Source organism: Agrobacterium sp. 22-221-1 (assembly GCF_053522445.1).
Map to the genome: position 1 here is coordinate 344,198 of NZ_JBNWCL010000001.1, position 15,512 is coordinate 359,709.

Annotated in this window: 17 protein-coding genes; 12 read left to right on the forward strand and 5 right to left on the reverse strand. The window is 59.2% G+C overall.

Going from position 1 to position 15,512, the window contains the following annotated elements; genetic code table 11:
* Window positions 1–250: 250 nt before the first annotated feature.
* From clpS to ACQZ5N_RS01730, 4 genes are all read left to right on the forward strand, one after another.
* Entirely contained in the window at window positions 251–607 is a 357-nt protein-coding gene (clpS, locus tag ACQZ5N_RS01715) for an ATP-dependent Clp protease adapter ClpS (protein ID WP_003521420.1), read from the forward strand.
* Window positions 608–617: 10 nt separating this feature from the next.
* Entirely contained in the window at window positions 618–3,131 is a 2,514-nt protein-coding gene (gene clpA / locus ACQZ5N_RS01720; RefSeq protein WP_003521419.1) for an ATP-dependent Clp protease ATP-binding subunit ClpA, read from the forward strand.
* 170 nt (window positions 3,132–3,301) lie between these two features.
* The gene (locus ACQZ5N_RS01725; RefSeq protein ID WP_448731892.1) at window positions 3,302–4,054 is read left to right on the forward strand and encodes an AzlC family ABC transporter permease; all 753 of its coding nucleotides are present in this window, start codon (window positions 3,302–3,304) and stop codon (window positions 4,052–4,054) included.
* The gene (locus tag ACQZ5N_RS01730; protein WP_020810566.1) at window positions 4,051–4,395 is read left to right on the forward strand and encodes an AzlD domain-containing protein; all 345 of its coding nucleotides are present in this window, start codon (window positions 4,051–4,053) and stop codon (window positions 4,393–4,395) included. Before ACQZ5N_RS01725 ends, ACQZ5N_RS01730 begins: the two co-directional genes overlap by 4 nt.
* Window positions 4,396–4,407: 12 nt before the next feature.
* Here ACQZ5N_RS01730 and ACQZ5N_RS01735 read toward each other — a convergent pair whose 3' ends face one another.
* On the reverse strand, window positions 4,408–5,271 hold the full coding sequence (locus ACQZ5N_RS01735; RefSeq protein ID WP_448731893.1) for a LysR substrate-binding domain-containing protein: 864 nt from the start codon (window positions 5,269–5,271) through the stop codon (window positions 4,408–4,410).
* A 110-nt stretch (window positions 5,272–5,381) separates the two neighbouring features.
* On the opposite strand from ACQZ5N_RS01735, the gene ACQZ5N_RS01740 reads away from it, so the two are divergent.
* Window positions 5,382–6,233, forward strand: a complete 852-nt coding sequence (locus tag ACQZ5N_RS01740) for an urea carboxylase-associated family protein (RefSeq protein WP_448731894.1) — start codon at window positions 5,382–5,384, stop codon at window positions 6,231–6,233.
* Between the two features lie 125 nt (window positions 6,234–6,358).
* On the opposite strand, the gene ACQZ5N_RS01745 is transcribed toward ACQZ5N_RS01740, so the two are convergent.
* Genes ACQZ5N_RS01745 through ACQZ5N_RS01760 form a run of 4 tightly spaced genes read right to left on the reverse strand, consistent with a single transcriptional unit; the run spans window position 6,359 to window position 9,210 of the window.
* Complete coding sequence (locus tag ACQZ5N_RS01745) at window positions 6,359–6,790, reverse strand: HIT family protein (protein ID WP_003496252.1); 432 nt, start codon at window positions 6,788–6,790, stop codon at window positions 6,359–6,361.
* A gap of 22 nt (window positions 6,791–6,812) precedes the next feature.
* Entirely contained in the window at window positions 6,813–8,006 is a 1,194-nt protein-coding gene (locus tag ACQZ5N_RS01750; RefSeq protein WP_448731895.1) for a GNAT family N-acetyltransferase, read from the reverse strand.
* The gene (locus tag ACQZ5N_RS01755; protein WP_448731896.1) at window positions 8,003–8,743 is read right to left on the reverse strand and encodes a glycerophosphodiester phosphodiesterase; all 741 of its coding nucleotides are present in this window, start codon (window positions 8,741–8,743) and stop codon (window positions 8,003–8,005) included. Before ACQZ5N_RS01755 ends, ACQZ5N_RS01750 begins: the two co-directional genes overlap by 4 nt.
* Complete coding sequence (locus tag ACQZ5N_RS01760; protein WP_080817123.1) at window positions 8,740–9,210, reverse strand: RidA family protein; 471 nt, start codon at window positions 9,208–9,210, stop codon at window positions 8,740–8,742. The genes ACQZ5N_RS01755 and ACQZ5N_RS01760 overlap by 4 nt, the downstream gene beginning before the upstream one ends.
* 116 nt (window positions 9,211–9,326) lie before the next feature.
* On the opposite strand from ACQZ5N_RS01760, the gene ACQZ5N_RS01765 reads away from it, so the two are divergent.
* From ACQZ5N_RS01765 to ACQZ5N_RS01795, 7 genes are all read left to right on the forward strand, one after another.
* Window positions 9,327–10,169: a cell envelope integrity EipB family protein gene (locus tag ACQZ5N_RS01765; protein ID WP_125146970.1), complete on the forward strand. Its 843-nt coding sequence runs from the start codon at window positions 9,327–9,329 to the stop codon at window positions 10,167–10,169.
* A 192-nt stretch (window positions 10,170–10,361) separates the two neighbouring features.
* Window positions 10,362–11,129, forward strand: coding sequence for a 30S ribosomal protein S2 (gene rpsB / locus ACQZ5N_RS01770; RefSeq protein ID WP_003496241.1), 768 nt, complete (start codon window positions 10,362–10,364; stop codon window positions 11,127–11,129).
* A 358-nt stretch (window positions 11,130–11,487) separates the two neighbouring features.
* Window positions 11,488–12,414, forward strand: a complete 927-nt coding sequence (tsf, locus tag ACQZ5N_RS01775) for a translation elongation factor Ts (protein ID WP_003521408.1) — start codon at window positions 11,488–11,490, stop codon at window positions 12,412–12,414.
* A 97-nt stretch (window positions 12,415–12,511) separates the two neighbouring features.
* Entirely contained in the window at window positions 12,512–13,234 is a 723-nt protein-coding gene (gene pyrH, locus ACQZ5N_RS01780) for a UMP kinase (protein WP_003502561.1), read from the forward strand.
* 63 nt (window positions 13,235–13,297) lie between these two features.
* Window positions 13,298–13,855: a ribosome recycling factor gene (gene frr / locus ACQZ5N_RS01785; RefSeq protein ID WP_003521407.1), complete on the forward strand. Its 558-nt coding sequence runs from the start codon at window positions 13,298–13,300 to the stop codon at window positions 13,853–13,855.
* Window positions 13,856–13,920: 65 nt separating this feature from the next.
* Entirely contained in the window at window positions 13,921–14,664 is a 744-nt protein-coding gene (locus ACQZ5N_RS01790) for an isoprenyl transferase (RefSeq protein ID WP_448731897.1), read from the forward strand.
* Window positions 14,664–15,497, forward strand: coding sequence for a phosphatidate cytidylyltransferase (locus ACQZ5N_RS01795; RefSeq protein WP_003521405.1), 834 nt, complete (start codon window positions 14,664–14,666; stop codon window positions 15,495–15,497). Before ACQZ5N_RS01790 ends, ACQZ5N_RS01795 begins: the two co-directional genes overlap by 1 nt.
* Window positions 15,498–15,512: the final 15 nt, after the last annotated feature.

Consider the following 15,512-nt stretch of genomic DNA (forward strand, 5'->3'; position numbering starts at 1 on the left):
GCGACCAGTCGCATCCATTTGCATCCGGCCTGAAAAATGCGCCGCTACTGCGGGTCCGTGTCTTCCTGCGCCCTGATTGCCCCCATATCCGCACTTTTCCCGAGGTTTGCCTCTTGGCAAACGCAATAGTGATTGCACCGTTTCGCAAGGGGCTTAAAATCGCGTCTTAACGACCTAGATATGAAGAGGCGAAGTTCTCCCTCCTGGCAAAGAACTGTCGGTTTGAGAACGGTTTGGAGAATGATGAAAGATGATCGCTAGGCCGATCTACATGCAGGGCGAGGGCGAAGGGGAAGACGGCGGCGGCACCAACCGCGGAACGTCTGTTATCACCCGCGTCAAGCCAAAAACAAAAAGACCGAATTTGTACCGTGTTCTTTTACTGAATGACGACTACACTCCCATGGAATTCGTCATCCACATTCTGGAGCGTTTTTTCCAGAAGGATCGCGAAGCGGCAACCCGCATCATGCTGCACGTGCACCAGCACGGCGTGGGCGAATGCGGGGTGTTTACATATGAGGTCGCAGAGACGAAAGTAAGCCAGGTCATGGATTTCGCCCGACAGCACCAGCATCCGCTGCAATGCGTCATGGAAAAGAAATGAGGATCGCAACGTGCCAACTTTTTCCCCAAGTCTCGAGAAGGCGCTGCACCAGGCACTGACCTTTGCAAATGAGCGTCACCACGAATATGCGACGCTGGAACATCTCCTTCTGGCGCTGATCGACGACGCGGATGCCGCAGCCGTGATGGGCGCCTGCAATGTCGATCTCGATGCGCTTCGCAAGACTGTCAGCGATTACGTCGACAATGAACTGACGAACCTCGTCACGGGTTACGACGAGGATTCCAAACCCACATCCGGCTTCCAGCGGGTCATCCAGCGGGCCGTCATCCATGTTCAATCGTCCGGCCGCGAGGAAGTGACCGGCGCGAACGTGCTTGTGGCCATTTTCGCCGAGCGCGAAAGCCATGCCGCCTATTTCCTGCAGGAGCAGGAAATGACCCGTTACGACGCGGTCAACTACATCTCCCACGGCATCGGTAAGCGCCCCGGCACGTCGCAGACGCGCACGCCGCGCGGTGCCGATGAACCGGAAAGCGAAAACAAGGCGAGCCGCAGCAATCCCGAGGAAGACGGATCCTCCGCCAAGAAGCAGCAGGATGCGCTGAAGGCCTATTGCATCAACCTCAATGAAAAGGCGAAAAACGGCAAGATCGATCCGCTGATCGGCCGTCACGACGAGGTCAACCGCACGATCCAGATCCTCTGCCGCCGCTCCAAGAACAACCCGCTTTATGTGGGGGATCCGGGCGTGGGCAAGACGGCGATTGCCGAAGGTCTCGCCAAGCGTATCGTCGAAGGCAAAGTGCCGGAAGCGCTCGCCAATGACACCATCTTCTCGCTCGACATGGGCACGCTGCTCGCCGGAACCCGTTATCGCGGCGATTTCGAAGAGCGGCTGAAGCAGGTCGTCAAGGAGCTCGAAGAATATCCGGGCGCGGTTCTGTTCATCGATGAAATCCACACCGTCATCGGTGCGGGCGCGACCTCCGGCGGCGCGATGGATGCATCGAACCTCTTGAAGCCTGCTTTGTCTTCAGGTGCGATCCGCTGCATCGGCTCGACCACCTATAAGGAATATCGGCAATTCTTCGAAAAGGATCGCGCGCTCGTCCGCCGTTTCCAGAAGATCGACGTCAATGAGCCGTCCATCGATGACGCCATCGCGATCATGAAGGGGCTGAAGCCCTATTTCGAGGATTATCATCACCTGAGATATTCCAATGAGGCGATCAAGGCTGCCGTGGAACTGTCGGCCCGCTACATTTCCGACCGCAAGCTGCCGGACAAGGCGATTGATGTGATCGACGAGACCGGTGCGGCGCAGATGCTGCTGCCGGCCTCCAAGCGCCGCAAGCTGATCACCGAGCGGGAAATCGAGGCCACCATCGCGACCATGGCGCGCATTCCGCCGAAGACGGTCTCCAAGGATGACGAGATGGTTCTCGCCAATCTTGAAAAGGAACTGCGTTCCGTCGTCTACGGTCAGGATATCGCCATCGAAGCGCTTGCCACGGCCATCAAGCTGGCACGTGCGGGCCTGCGCGAACCGAACAAGCCGATTGGCTCCTATGTTTTCTCCGGCCCGACGGGCGTGGGCAAGACAGAAGTGGCCAAGCAGCTTGCCGCCTCGCTCGGCGTTGAGATGCTGCGCTTCGACATGTCGGAATACATGGAGCGCCATACCGTGTCGCGTCTGCTCGGCGCACCTCCCGGTTATGTCGGCTTCGATCAGGGCGGTCTGTTGACCGACGGCGTCGACCAGCACCCGCATTCCGTGGTGCTGCTGGACGAAATCGAAAAGGCGCATCCGGATATCTACAACATTCTGTTGCAGGTGATGGACCATGGCTCGCTGACCGACCATAACGGCAAGAAGATCGACTTCCGCAACGTCATCCTCATCATGACGACCAATGCGGGTGCATCCGAAATGGCGAAATCCGCCATCGGTTTTGGTTCTTCGCGCCGTACGGGTGAAGATGAAGAGGCAATCAACCGTCTGTTCACCCCGGAATTCCGCAACCGTCTGGATGCGATCATTCCGTTCTCGCCGCTGCCGACCGCTGTCATCCACAAGGTCGTGCAGAAGTTCGTCATGCAGCTGGAAACCCAGCTCTCCGAACGCAACGTCACCTTCGATCTGCATGAAGATGCGATCTCCTGGCTGGCGGAGAAGGGTTACGACGAGAAGATGGGTGCCCGCCCGCTCTCGCGCGTGATCCAGGAAAACATCAAGAAGCCGCTCGCCAACGAAATCCTCTTTGGCAAGCTCAAGAAGGGCGGCGTCGTCAGCGTCACCGTCGGCAAGAAGGATGACGGCTCCGAAGGTCTCATACTCGAGGTCCTGCCGGAGACGGCACCCGTCAAGCCGCAGCCGGAGGCCGAACTGAAGGCGGCCAAATCGCCCGGCAAGGCAAAGGCCAAGACGAAACCTGCTTCCAAGGCGGCGAAGGCCAATGAAGAGGCGGATGTCCTTGTTGCCGAGGCCGACAAGTCGGACGAGGACAGCAAGCCGCGGCGCAAGACCAATGCGGTGCCGAAAGTGCCGAAGAAGAAATGATCAAGGTCTTCGACCGATAAACCGATGCCGGGCGAAAGCCCGGCATTTTCATGTATGAAGTGCGTCGCGTTTTCCCTGATACCTCCGGCGCGGTTCATTTTTTGTTTTATGCATGACGTTACCCCGAAGCTGCGGCACAGTTTCGGGTGACATGCACAAGTGGGTCAGCAATGCAGACTAGCGATACCATCCCCCTGAGCGGCTGGTTTCTCCGGGGAATGCGGGGCATATTTTCGCTGCCCTCGCTCATTCTGATGACATCTTTCGTCGGTTTCAGCGCTTTCGCGCTGGAATCGGGTGTCGCGCGCGGCGAAGCCGTGTTCATGACGCTGATGATCTGGGCCCTGCCGGCCAAGATGATCCTGATCGGCTCGATGGTCGGCGGCGCCAATCTTGCCGCCTGCTTTCTGGCGGTGACGCTGTCCTCGGTCCGGATGATGCCGATGGTCGCCTCCATCGTTCCGGAAATGCGCGGCGCGAAGACGCCGACATGGATTTTGCTGTTTCTCTCGCATTTCGTCGCAATCACCGCCTGGGTCTTTGCCACGCAGAATCTTTCCAGGGTACCGCGTGAAGCCCGCGCCGCCTGGTTCGCCGGTTTCGGCATGACGCTCACCGTGGTCAATGCCATCATCGTCGGCCTGTGTTACGGTGTTGTCGCCGCCTTTCCGCCACTCGTCGCCGGCGTGCTGTTTTTTCTCACACCGGTCTATTTCGTGGCATCGATCTGGGCTTCGGCCCGTCATTCCGTCGTCAAGGTCGCCTTCGTCATCGGCGTCATCGCCGGGCCTGCCTTTGCGGTCATCGCACCGGAATTCGATATTCTCTATGCCGGGATCGGCGGGGGCACGGCTGCCTATCTGATCGACCGCCTCGTGTTCCGCCGCCGGATAAAACCCGTCTCACCGGAGAGCGAACCATGATGACCGAACATTGGTGGGCGCCCTATCTCTTCATCGCGATTGCCGGCTGGCTGGCGACCGATCTCTGGCGCTGGCTCGGCGTTCTCGCCGGTAACCGCCTGAAGGAGGATTCCGAAGCGCTGCACTGGGTAAGGGCTGTCGCCACCGCACTCGTCATGGCCGTCACCGCCAAGCTCATCGTCTTTCCAACCGGAACGCTGGAAGCATCCCCCCTGTGGCTGCGCATCGGCGCTGCCGCGCTCGGTTTCATCGCTTTTCTGATGGCAGGTCAGCGGGTCATCGTCGGCGTGGCGGTGCCGATCCTGCTTCTGGCGGGTGGTTTGTTCGCGCTCGGTTTCTGAGATTGGTTTATATCAGAGACCGCTCTCTCGGGCCTCCGCAACAAGCCAATCCGCAAGAAGTCTAGCCGGTGCGGTCATCTCTTCGGCTTCCGTCAGCCAGTAATATTTCTCCGTATCGGCCGCCCGGTCGAAGAGCACGGTCAGTCGACCTTCGGCAATCTCGTCGTGAAGAAGCGCCGTCGGGCAGAGGCCGATGCCTTGACCGGCTTTGAGAGCGGTCACGAGCAGATTGAAATCCGCGAAAACCGGACCGGCGTTATCGGGCAGGGATATTCCCCCGGCTGCGAACCAGTTCTGCCAGGCCGCCTCGGTGTCGTCATGCAGCAATTCCGCTCGTAACAGGCTGTCAATATTGTCGAAAGGACCGAATTTAGCGACATAGCCCGGCGCGCATGTCGGCCGCGTCTCCGCGCTGAAAAGCGCAACCGCATTTTCCCCGGAGGCGATGCCATGTCCTATGGTGAGATCGGCCGGTATTGCATGATGCGCGCCGGAATAGCTGATGGATACCTGTATATCGGGGTAAAGCGCCCGAAAGCGAGGCAGGCGAGGCGTCAGAAAATGCGCCACGACAGAGGGCAGGCTGGCAAGGCGGACGGTCATGCGGTCATGGCCCTGACGGATCCGGGCGGCACCTGAGGCAATCTGCCGTAGGGCGGTCGAAACCGTCGTGCCGAATTCCTTTCCGGCCTGGGTAAGCCTCACACCCCTCGCATGCCGCTCGAACAGCGCCACACCGAGCCAGGCCTCCAGATTGCGCACATGCTGGCTGACTGCAGTTGCCGTCATGCCGAGTTCCTGCGCAGCCAGAGAAAAACTCGTTCTTCTGGCTGCGGCTTCGAATGCGCGGAGGGTGGTGAGCGGCGGTAATTTCATGGTGTCTCAAGGGTAAGTAAGACTTGGCCTGAGCGCAAGAAAAACCCGTCTTGTCAGGCGAGCAAGCATGGCGCAATTTCGCCTCGAGATTTTGATTGCCCGAGGATTTCATGACCCCCATGCCCGCCGCCGAACCCGTCGACGCCGCTGAACGCCGCGCCATCCGTCCTGTTGTCGTTTATCCGAACGGGACGCTTGAAATGCCAGACCTCGCGCGTTTGGAAGAAGCCAAACGGGGCATGGAAAAGATCGATGAGGTCATCGTGCCGCCGCGTGACGGCCGCACCTTTCATGTGCCGAAGGGGCATTTCTTTCGCATCGTAAGCGTTGAAGGTCCGCAGGTCGGAGACTTGAACCTCTGGAACGCCAATGATCTGAGCGAGCGGTTTTTCAGCGGCAAGACCCGCGCCCTGCACGCCACCCATGTTTCGGTCGGCAACCGGCTGTGGAGCAACTTGCCGTCCCTGCGGCCGATGGCGACGATCACGCATGATACGCTGTCATGGTATGGCTTCGACGAAGACGGCGGCGGTGTGCATGACGTGATCGGTACACGCTGCGATCCCTATACCAACAAGCTGCTGAGCGGCGGCGACTACCACCATTGCTGCCATTCCAATCTCACCAATGCGCTGGCCTCCGCCAAGGGCCTGTCGTTCCGGCAGGCGGAGCCGCATGTGCATGACGTCCTCAACGTCTTCATGTGCACGGGTTTCACCCGCGACACACACCAATATTTCATGAAGGCGAGCCCGGTGCGGCCGGGTGATTATCTGGAGCTTTTTGCCGAGATCGATCTTGTCGGCGCGCTTTCCGCCTGCCCGGGCGGTGATTGCAGCGCCACGCATTCGAGCGACACGGCAGCCTGTTATCCGCTGAAGGTGGAAATATTCCGGCCCGATATGACGGTGCTTGAAGGCTGGCCATGGCCGGAACGGAATGCTTACCGTTCTCCGGAATGATCAGTCCGAAAACCTCTCCTCCGTCATGCTCGGGCCTGTCCCGGGCATCTGCAACCGATTGATTTCAGATACGTGGTTGGATCCTCGGCACAAGGCCGAGGATGACGTCGCATGCGAGGCAGCCATCACGAAGCAAGCGCGGCCTTTATCTTCTCCGCATGGGCCTTCAACACCTCGCCATCGGCCATCACGCCGGAATGCGGCTTCAGCGGCTCACCTTCCTTGCGCGGAATGACGTGGAAATGCAGGTGGAAAACGGTCTGGCCAGCCGCCGGCTCGTTGAACTGCGCGATGAAGACGCCATCGGCATCGAAGGCTTCCTTGGCCGCCACGGCCAGTTTCTGCACCACGGGAATGGTCCTCGCCAGCACTTCCGGGTCGGCATCGAGCAGGTTGCGGGAGCCGGTCTTGGGAACCACGAGCAGATGGCCGGGGGCCTGCGGCATCACATCCATGAAAGCAAGCGTATGCTCGTCTTCGTAAAGCTTGTGGCTCGGAATTTCGCCGCGCAGGATTTTTGCGAAGATATTGTTGTCGTCATAGGCGCTGGCCGTCATCGTGATCTGTCCTCATGGCGGACTATACGTCCGGTTCCTGTCTCTCGCCCTTGCGGAAGGGCGTGTGTTCATCAAGATAATCGCCGATATGCTCGACTTCCTCGCGCTCGCGCTGAAGATAATCGGCAATGGCGCGGCGCAGGCCTGGGTGGACGATGAAATGCGCCGAATGGGTGGTGACGGGCATGTAACCGCGCGCCAGCTTGTGTTCGCCCTGGGCGCCGGCTTCCACCCGTTTCAGTCCCCTGGAAAGCGCGAAATCGATCGCCTGATGATAACAGACCTCGAAATGCAGAAAGGGGTGATCCTCGATGCAGCCCCAGTGGCGGCCATAAAGCGCGTCCGAGCCGATGAAATTGATCGCACCGGCAATATAGCGTCCCTCGCGTTTCGCCATCACCAGCAGCACATCATCGGCCATACGCTCGCCGATCAGCGAATAAAATTCCCGCGTCAGATAGGGTCGGCCCCATTTGCGGCTGCCGGTATCCATGTAGAAGGCAAAGAACTGGTCCCAGATATCCTCGGTCAGGTCGCTTCCGGTCAGCCAGTCAATCTCGATGCCGTTTTCCAGCACCGCACGGCGTTCTTTCTTCAGCCCCTTGCGCTTGCGCGAGGAAAGGGCGTCGAGAAAATCACCATGGTCGCGATAACCGTCATTGATGAAGTGGAACTGCTGGTCGGTCCTGTGCAGGAAATCGCGGGGCAGAAGGGCGGAAAGATCGTTCTCTTCCAGAAATGTGACATGTGCCGAGGAGACGCCGATCTTTTCCGTCACCTGTGCGAGACCGGAGGCCAGTAGCGCCTTGAAACGTGTCTCGTCCTCGTTTTCGCAGACGAGCAACCGTGGTCCGGTTGCCGGCGTGAAAGGGACCGAGCATTGCAGTTTCGGATAATAATGACCGCCCGCCCGTTCGAAAGCATCCGCCCAGCCATGGTCGAAAACATATTCGCCCTTGCTGTGGTTCTTCAGATAGGCCGGCACCGCTCCGACGAGAGCACCGGAGGCGTTTTCGAGAAGCAGATGGTGCCCGAGCCAGCCGGTTTTGGCTGTCGCCGACCCAGATTCTTCCATGGATGATAAAAATTCATGGGAAATAAATGGGTTGTAGATTTTTCCTGACGTATTGCGCGAGGTTCCGGAAAGCCGCTTCCAGCTTTCCGGATCGATATCCCTGAAGGATTGCGCAATGCTGATGGAATAGTCTTCTGTCATGCCGTGGCGGACGGGTTCTCTCTCGGGTCGAAACCTTCGAATGTCATCTGATCCGCATATTTATAGGTAGTCTCGCGCGCATTTTCATCCCTGACCGTCCAGGTAATCACCGGAAGGCCAAGTTTTCTTTGCGCCTCGATGAAGCTGTTGGGCAGATGACCCCAATGATAGGAGATAAAATCGAGACCCATCTGCATCGCTTCGTCATGTTTGAAGAAGTCTTCCGGCTTGTCGCCTTCGGCCGTCAGACCCAGCGGCCAGGGCGAGCCGGCCGCCTTCAGATCTTTCAGCAGATGGTGGTCGAAGCTCATCAGCGCCACATGGCCCTTATAGCCCTCGAGGTCTTCCAGCACCGCCTCGGCAAAACCGTCGTCGACGCCTTCACCGGCGCGGCCTTTCAGCTCGATCACCAGCGGCACCTTGCCGGCGCAGAGCGTGAGAAGCTGTTTGAGGGTAGGGACCCGGTCCCCGGTCTGGCCGACGGCAAGAAGCGACAGCTCGGCTGATGTGCGTTCGCGCACATCGCCCTTGATGCCGGTCAGACGGGCCATGTCGTCGTCGTGAAAAATCACCGGCACACTGTCGGCGGCCAGCTGCACGTCGCATTCGATGGCGAAACCGGCTTCGATGGCGCGGGAAAAGGCGGAAAGCGTGTTTTCCCAGATCGCTTTATTGAGATCGTGATAACCGCGATGGGCGACGGGCTGAGCCGTCAGCCAGGAGAGTTTCAGCGTCATACGTCGATTTCCACGATGGCGTCGATTTCGACGGCGGCATTGAAGGGCAGGCAGGCCATGCCGACGGCGGCGCGGGCATGTTTGCCCGGCTCACCGAGAACATTGGCAATGAGATTGGAAGCACCGTTGATGACGAGGTGCTGTTCGACGAACTCCGGAACCGACGCAACAAAGCCATTCAGCTTGATGACACGGCGGATTTTCGAGAGATCGCCATTCAAAGCGGCCTTGACCTGTGCAAGAATGTTGACGGCGCAAAGTTCGGCCGCGCGCTGGGCGCTTGGCACGTCGACATCGCGGCCAACGAGGCCCGTCACCGCAATCTTGCCCGATTCCATCGGCAGTTGACCCGATACATAAAGCAGATTGCCGCTGATGGTGAATGGAACGTAGTTTGCGGCTGGTGCTGCGGCTACGGGGAGCGTAAAGCCAAGTTCCTTGAGGCGGCCTTCGATGACGTCCGACATTTTCGTCTCCGGTTTTGTTGTAAATCCTTCAAGAATCCGGCATTCAGAAGATGTTGATCCAAAAGCCGGGCGGTTGCTTGTACAATATGAGCGGCGAGTCCAACAGGAGATATTGCATGTTTGTCAGGACGCTTGGTTTCGCTGCCGCAACAGGGCTTATGACCGGCCTGTCAAACGCTGCCAATGCCTTGCCGGTCACGGTTCCCGATCTCGTCGCCCACCGCGCCGTCTACGATCTCGAACTCAAGGATGCGTCCGATCGATCCGGAATCGAGGGCATGACGGGCCGCATGGTCTATGAGTTCACCGGCTCGGCCTGTCAGGGCTACAAGACGGATTTCCGTTTCGTGACGCAGATCAACACCGGCGATGCCGTGCGCATGACCGACCAGCAGACCACGACCTTCGAGGATCTCACGGCCAAGAAATTCACCTTCGAAACCAAGTCCTACACCGACGACAAGCTGGACAAGGAAGTGCAGGGCGCCGCGACCGACGGCACCGATGGCGTGAAGGTCGATCTGACCCGCCCGGATGCCCGCCAGGTCAGTCTCGTCGCCAGCGAATTCCCGACGCAGCACATGTTTCAGGTCATCGAACATGCGAAACAGGGAAAGCGCATCTTCGAATCCCGGATATTCGACGGTTCGGACGATGGCGATGAAAGCCTGATCACCTCCACCCTGGTCGGCAAGTCGCAGATGCCGAAGGATGGCGATGCCGACGCCGGCAAGGCGGGGGAATTCGCCAAGGCGGCATTCTGGCCGGTAACGATCGCCTATTACAACGACAAGACCGGCACGGACGCTTTGCCGATCTACCGCATGTCGTTCAAGCTTTACGAAAACGGAATCACCCGCGATCTGACGATGGATTACGGCGATTTCGTTCTGACGGGAAAGCTTGCGAAGCTGGATATTCTCAAGCCCGAAACCTGCGAAAACAAGCCTGTCCGCTGAAAGGCGGCTGTTTCTGCGGTTTTTTCGCATAAATGCTTGCATTTTCATGCGGGCGACTGTATGCGGCTCACCATTCCACACGCGAAGCTTGGGATGTTCCGGGAGAAATCCGGTCCGTTCCGCCCGGTGGTATCGATGAAAATCGGTGCTGTTCGCTTCGCGGGGGTTAAACCGGAAAAGGAGTAACAAGGCATGGCATTGCCCGATTTTTCTATGCGCCAGCTTCTGGAAGCTGGTGTTCACTTCGGCCACCAGACGCACCGCTGGAACCCGAAGATGAAGCCGTACATCTTCGGCGACCGTAACAACATCCACATCATCGACCTGGCCCAGACCGTTCCGATGCTGTCGCGCGCCCTTCAGGTCGTGTCCGACACCGTCGCTCGCGGCGGTCGCGTTCTGTTCGTCGGCACCAAGCGCCAGGCGTCCGAAATCATCGCCGACAGCGCAAAGCGTTCGGCCCAGTACTACGTCAACTCCCGCTGGCTCGGCGGCATGATGACCAACTGGAAGACCATCTCCAACTCGATCCAGCGCCTGCGCAAGGTCGACGAGATCCTGAACTCGGAAGCTTCCGGCTACTCCAAGAAGGAACGCCTGAACCTCGAGCGCGAGCGCGAAAAGCTTGAAAAGGCTCTCGGCGGTATCCGCGATATGGGCGGCGTTCCGGACCTGATGTTCATCATCGACACCAACAAGGAAAAGATCGCGATCGAAGAAGCCAAGCGTCTTGGCATTCCGGTCGTTGCGATCATCGACAGCAATTGCGATCCGGACCACATCGACTACCCGATCCCGGGTAACGACGATGCTTCGCGCGCCATCTCGCTTTACTGCGACCTGATCGCCCGCGCTGCCATCGACGGTATTGCCCGTCAGCAGGGCGCTTCCGGCCGCGACATCGGCGCTTCGGAAGAAGCTCCGATCGAGCCCGCTCTCGAAGACGAGGCTGGCGCCTGATATAGGCCCTGTCTGGCGGCGATCTCGGTCGCCGTCTCCTCGACCAGGATATGACAAGGCCGTCAAAGACCTTCAATGGGTTGACGGCCTTGTTCGTTTCAAGCGCTCCGCCACGTTTTTATGAAATCGCTGGCGTCCGATGCGGTTGAAACGGAAGGCAGTCTTCATAACGCTGTCATACTTCAGCGGCACCCATCATCTCGATGCATGGAGACGCCGCAGCACTTGGGAATGCGCATGCCCCTTTCCTGAAATCCTCTCCGGTTTCAAAGGGTGTGCGGCCGGGTACAGTCATCACCCAGAACTTCGGCACGGCAAATTCCGCCGGCTGACCGATCGAACCGATAAGAGGCAAACAATGACCGAAATCACAGCCGCAATGGTGAAGGAACTGCGCGAAAAGTCTGGCGCAGGCATGATGGACTGCAAGAAGGCTCTTGCTGAGACCAATGGCGACATGGAAGCGGCGATCGACTGGCTGCGCGCCAAGGGCATCGCAAAGGCCGACAAGAAGTCCGGCCGTACGGCTGCCGAAGGTCTGGTCGGCGTTGCCACCATGGGTCACAAGGCTGTCGTCGTTGAGCTGAACTCCGAAACCGACTTCGTTGCCCGTAACGATGCGTTCCAGGACCTCATCCGCGGTATCGCCCAGGTTGCCCTCACCACCAACGGCACCGTTGACGCTGTTTCCGCTGCCACCTATCCGGCGACCGGCAAGTCCGTTGCCGACAGCATCAAGGACGCGATTGCCACCATCGGCGAAAACATGACGCTCCGCCGCTCGGCAGCGCTCGAAGTTCCGCACGGCGTTGTTGCGACCTACATCCACAATGCTGCCGGCGACGGCATCGGCAAGCTCGGCGTTCTCGTTGCCCTGAAGTCGGAAGGCGACAAGGCCGTTCTGAACTCCATCGGCCGTCAGGTTGCCATGCACATCGCTGCGACCAACCCGCTCGCCATCCGCGCTGAAGAAGTCGACGCCGCCGTTGCCGAGCGCGAGCGCAACGTCTTCATCGAACAGGCCCGCGAATCCGGCAAGCCGGAAGCCATCATCGAAAAGATGGTCGATGGCCGTATGCGCAAGTTCTTCGAAGAAGTCGCCCTTCTGTCGCAGGCTTTCGTCATCAACCCGGACCTGACCGTCGGCGCTGCCGTCAAGGAAGCCGAAAAGGAAGCCGGCGCTTCGATCGAAGTGACGGGCATGGTTCGCCTGCTGCTCGGCGATGGCGTCGAGAAGGAAGAAAGCGATTTCGCAGCCGAAGTCGCAGCCGTCGCCAAGGGCTGATTATATTTACCCAATCTTGGGAAAACGGGAGGGCATCGCGTGACAACGCGGTGCCCTTCGTGTATCCGCGTTTCGGTTACATTTCCGAGGAGTCATGATGTCTTCCAAGCCGATCTACAAACGCGTTCTTCTCAAGGCTTCCGGCGAAGCCCTCATGGGCGATCAGGGTTTCGGTATCGATGTGGCGGTGGCTGACCGCATCGCTTCCGATATCGCCGAGGCGAGGGCGATGGGCGTCGAAGTCGGCGTTGTCGTCGGCGGCGGCAATATTTTCCGCGGCGTTGCCGTGGCCTCCAAGGGCGGCGACCGGGTTACCGGCGACCATATGGGCATGCTGGCGACCGTCATCAACGCGCTGGCGCTCGCAACCTCGCTGCGCAAGCTCAGCATCGACACCGTCGTTCTGTCCGCAATCGCCATGCCTGAAATCTGTGAGAGCTTCTCGCAGCGTGCGGCGCTCCATCATCTCGCGCAGGGGCGTGTGGTGATTTTCGCCGGCGGTACGGGCAACCCATTCTTCACCACTGATTCTGCCGCGGCCTTGCGCGCTGCGGAAATGGGCGCCGAAGCCATCTTCAAGGGCACGCAGGTGGACGGCATCTATTCCGCCGACCCGAAGAAGGATCCGACGGCGACCCGTTTCGATGAATTGACCCACAGCGAAGTGCTCGGCAAGGGATTGGCGGTCATGGATATCGCCGCCGTTGCGCTTGCCCGCGAAAACCACATTCCGATCATTGTTTTCTCGATCCACGAGAAGGGCGGTTTTGCGCAGATATTGACCGGCGGCGGCCGCAAGACCATCGTGCACGACAAATAATCAAAACGATGCCGCCTCAAGGGGCGATTACGGCCGGCTTGGCCGACAAGATGGAGTATCAAGATGAGTGGTGTTGACCTCAACGATATCAAGCGCCGTATGGACGGCGCCATCAATGCATTCAAGAGCGATATCGCATCGCTTCGCACCGGCCGCGCTTCGGCCAACATTCTCGATCCGGTGACCATCGAGGCTTATGGCTCGCGCGTACCGCTGAACCAGGTTGCGAATATCACCGTTCCGGAGCCGCGCATGCTCGGCGTCAACATCTGGGACAAGTCGATGGTCAACGCCGTCGACCGTGCGATCCGCGAATCCAATCTCGGCCTCAACCCCATCGTCGACGGCCAGAACCTGCGTATCCCGCTTCCGGAACTGAACGAGGAGCGCCGCAAATCGCTCGTCAAGGTCGCCCATGATTATGCCGAAAAGTCCAAGGTGGCGATTCGCCATGTGCGTCGCGATGGCATGGATGGTCTGAAAAAAGCCGAAAAGGACGGTGACATCGGTCAGGACGAAAGCCGTGGACAGTCGGAAAAGGTTCAGAAAATGACCGATGACACGATTTCGGAAATTGACCGCTTGCTTGCCGAGAAGGAAAAGGAAATCATGCAGGTCTGATATCGTTCGCGATAGACCTGTATTTTATTCGTTTTAATTCCGCGCTGCCCTGTTACTGGATCGATATGCCGACGACGACACGTTCCTCCATACCCGAGCACGTCGCCATCATCATGGATGGCAATGGACGCTGGGCAAAGCAGCGCGGTCTTCCGCGCGTGATGGGGCATCGCCGCGGTGTGGAGGCCGTGCGCGAGACCGTGCGCGCGGCTGGCGATTGCGGAATACGCTATCTCACGCTCTTTGCCTTCTCGTCGGAAAACTGGCGCAGACCCGAATCCGAGGTGAGCGATCTGATGGGGCTTTTGAAAGCCTTCATCCGGCGTGATCTTGCGGAACTGCACCGCGAAAATGTCCGTGTGCGGATCATCGGCGACCGGCAGGGGCTGAAGCACGACATCCGTTCTCTCCTCGAAGAGGCGGAACAGATGACGGCGGACAATACCAAGCTGACGCTGGTGATCGCCTTCAACTACGGAAGCCGCGACGAGATTGCGCGTGCGACAGCGGCGATTGCGCGCGATGTCGCCGAAGGCAGGATGAATGCAGAATCCATTACGCCGGAGATGATTTCGGCCAGACTCGACACGTCGGGTATGCCCGATCCGGATCTCATCATCCGCACCAGCGGCGAAGAGCGCCTGTCGAACTTCCTGCTCTGGCAGGCCGCTTATTCCGAATTCCTGTTCGTTCCCGAATATTGGCCGGACTTCGACCGCCAGCGATTCTTCTCCGCAATCGAGCAATATGCAACGCGTGACCGCCGCTTCGGTGCACTCACCGAGCAGGTTGCCGTGGCAGGCGCCTGATGAGCCGTGAACTCAGACTGCGGATCGTGTCCGCAATCGTCATGGCGGCGGTCATTCTGGCCGCGACCTGGTATGGCGGCATTCTGTTCCGCATCGTCGCGGGCCTTCTGGCGATCCTCATCTATTATGAATGGTCGACGATTACCCGGCTGTCGGAGACCAATTCGACGGGCAATGCCTGGGGCTGGTTCGCGGTCGCCGTCATCGCCGGCAATACGATATTCGGAGAATCCTCGCTCGATCTGCCGCTCTTATCCGGTTTCACGCTGACGGCGGCGCTGTTTCCAATTTTGCGCGGCAGGAACTGGTGGCTGGTGGGCGGCATTTTTTATGCGGGCCTGAGCGGCATATCGCTGGCAGCCATTCGTGGTGACGAGCTGACGGGCTTCGTGTCCATCCTGTTTATCTTCGCCGTCGTCTGGTCGACGGATATTCTCGCCTATTTCGTCGGACGCGCCATTGGCGGGCCGAAGCTTGCGCCTTCGATCTCGCCCGGCAAGACTTGGTCCGGCGCCATCGGCGGGGCGGTGGCGGCCGTGATCGGCGGCGGCGCGGTGTCCATGGCCTATCACGGCAGGATCAGCGTGCTGGTGCTGGGGCTCGCCCTTATCCTCTCGGTGTTCAGCCAGATCGGCGATCTCTTCGAATCCTTCGTGAAACGGCGTTTCCAGGTCAAGGATTCCAGTCATCTCATTCCGGGCCATGGTGGCTTCATGGACCGTGTCGACGGTCTTGTTTTCGCCTGCTTTACGGTATTCCTCATTGCTTTCGTGCATGCGGCGGCAACCGGCGACGTGCCCGGATCGGGCGGCGGTCTGTTGCCGGGTTTCTGAGCGGCGCGAAAGGTC

What these genes read in the sequence shown, in the direction of transcription:
- ACQZ5N_RS01765 (WP_125146970.1), top strand. Translation starts at nt 9,327, where the DNA reads ATGTTTGTCAGGACGCTTGGTTTCGCTGCCGCAACAGGGCTTATGACC.
- ACQZ5N_RS01745 (WP_003496252.1), bottom strand. Translation starts at nt 6,790, where the DNA reads ATGACGGCCAGCGCCTATGACGACAACAATATCTTCGCAAAAATCCTG.
- ACQZ5N_RS01730 (WP_020810566.1), top strand. Translation starts at nt 4,051, where the DNA reads ATGATGACCGAACATTGGTGGGCGCCCTATCTCTTCATCGCGATTGCC.
- tsf (WP_003521408.1), top strand. Translation starts at nt 11,488, where the DNA reads ATGACCGAAATCACAGCCGCAATGGTGAAGGAACTGCGCGAAAAGTCT.
- frr (WP_003521407.1), top strand. Translation starts at nt 13,298, where the DNA reads ATGAGTGGTGTTGACCTCAACGATATCAAGCGCCGTATGGACGGCGCC.
- ACQZ5N_RS01725 (WP_448731892.1), top strand. Translation starts at nt 3,302, where the DNA reads ATGCAGACTAGCGATACCATCCCCCTGAGCGGCTGGTTTCTCCGGGGA.
- rpsB (WP_003496241.1), top strand. Translation starts at nt 10,362, where the DNA reads ATGGCATTGCCCGATTTTTCTATGCGCCAGCTTCTGGAAGCTGGTGTT.
- ACQZ5N_RS01760 (WP_080817123.1), bottom strand. Translation starts at nt 9,210, where the DNA reads ATGTCGGACGTCATCGAAGGCCGCCTCAAGGAACTTGGCTTTACGCTC.
- ACQZ5N_RS01750 (WP_448731895.1), bottom strand. Translation starts at nt 8,006, where the DNA reads ATGACAGAAGACTATTCCATCAGCATTGCGCAATCCTTCAGGGATATC.
- ACQZ5N_RS01790 (WP_448731897.1), top strand. Translation starts at nt 13,921, where the DNA reads ATGCCGACGACGACACGTTCCTCCATACCCGAGCACGTCGCCATCATC.
- ACQZ5N_RS01795 (WP_003521405.1), top strand. Translation starts at nt 14,664, where the DNA reads ATGAGCCGTGAACTCAGACTGCGGATCGTGTCCGCAATCGTCATGGCG.
- pyrH (WP_003502561.1), top strand. Translation starts at nt 12,512, where the DNA reads ATGTCTTCCAAGCCGATCTACAAACGCGTTCTTCTCAAGGCTTCCGGC.
- ACQZ5N_RS01740 (WP_448731894.1), top strand. Translation starts at nt 5,382, where the DNA reads ATGACCCCCATGCCCGCCGCCGAACCCGTCGACGCCGCTGAACGCCGC.
- ACQZ5N_RS01755 (WP_448731896.1), bottom strand. Translation starts at nt 8,743, where the DNA reads ATGACGCTGAAACTCTCCTGGCTGACGGCTCAGCCCGTCGCCCATCGC.
- clpS (WP_003521420.1), top strand. Translation starts at nt 251, where the DNA reads ATGATCGCTAGGCCGATCTACATGCAGGGCGAGGGCGAAGGGGAAGAC.
- ACQZ5N_RS01735 (WP_448731893.1), bottom strand. Translation starts at nt 5,271, where the DNA reads ATGAAATTACCGCCGCTCACCACCCTCCGCGCATTCGAAGCCGCAGCC.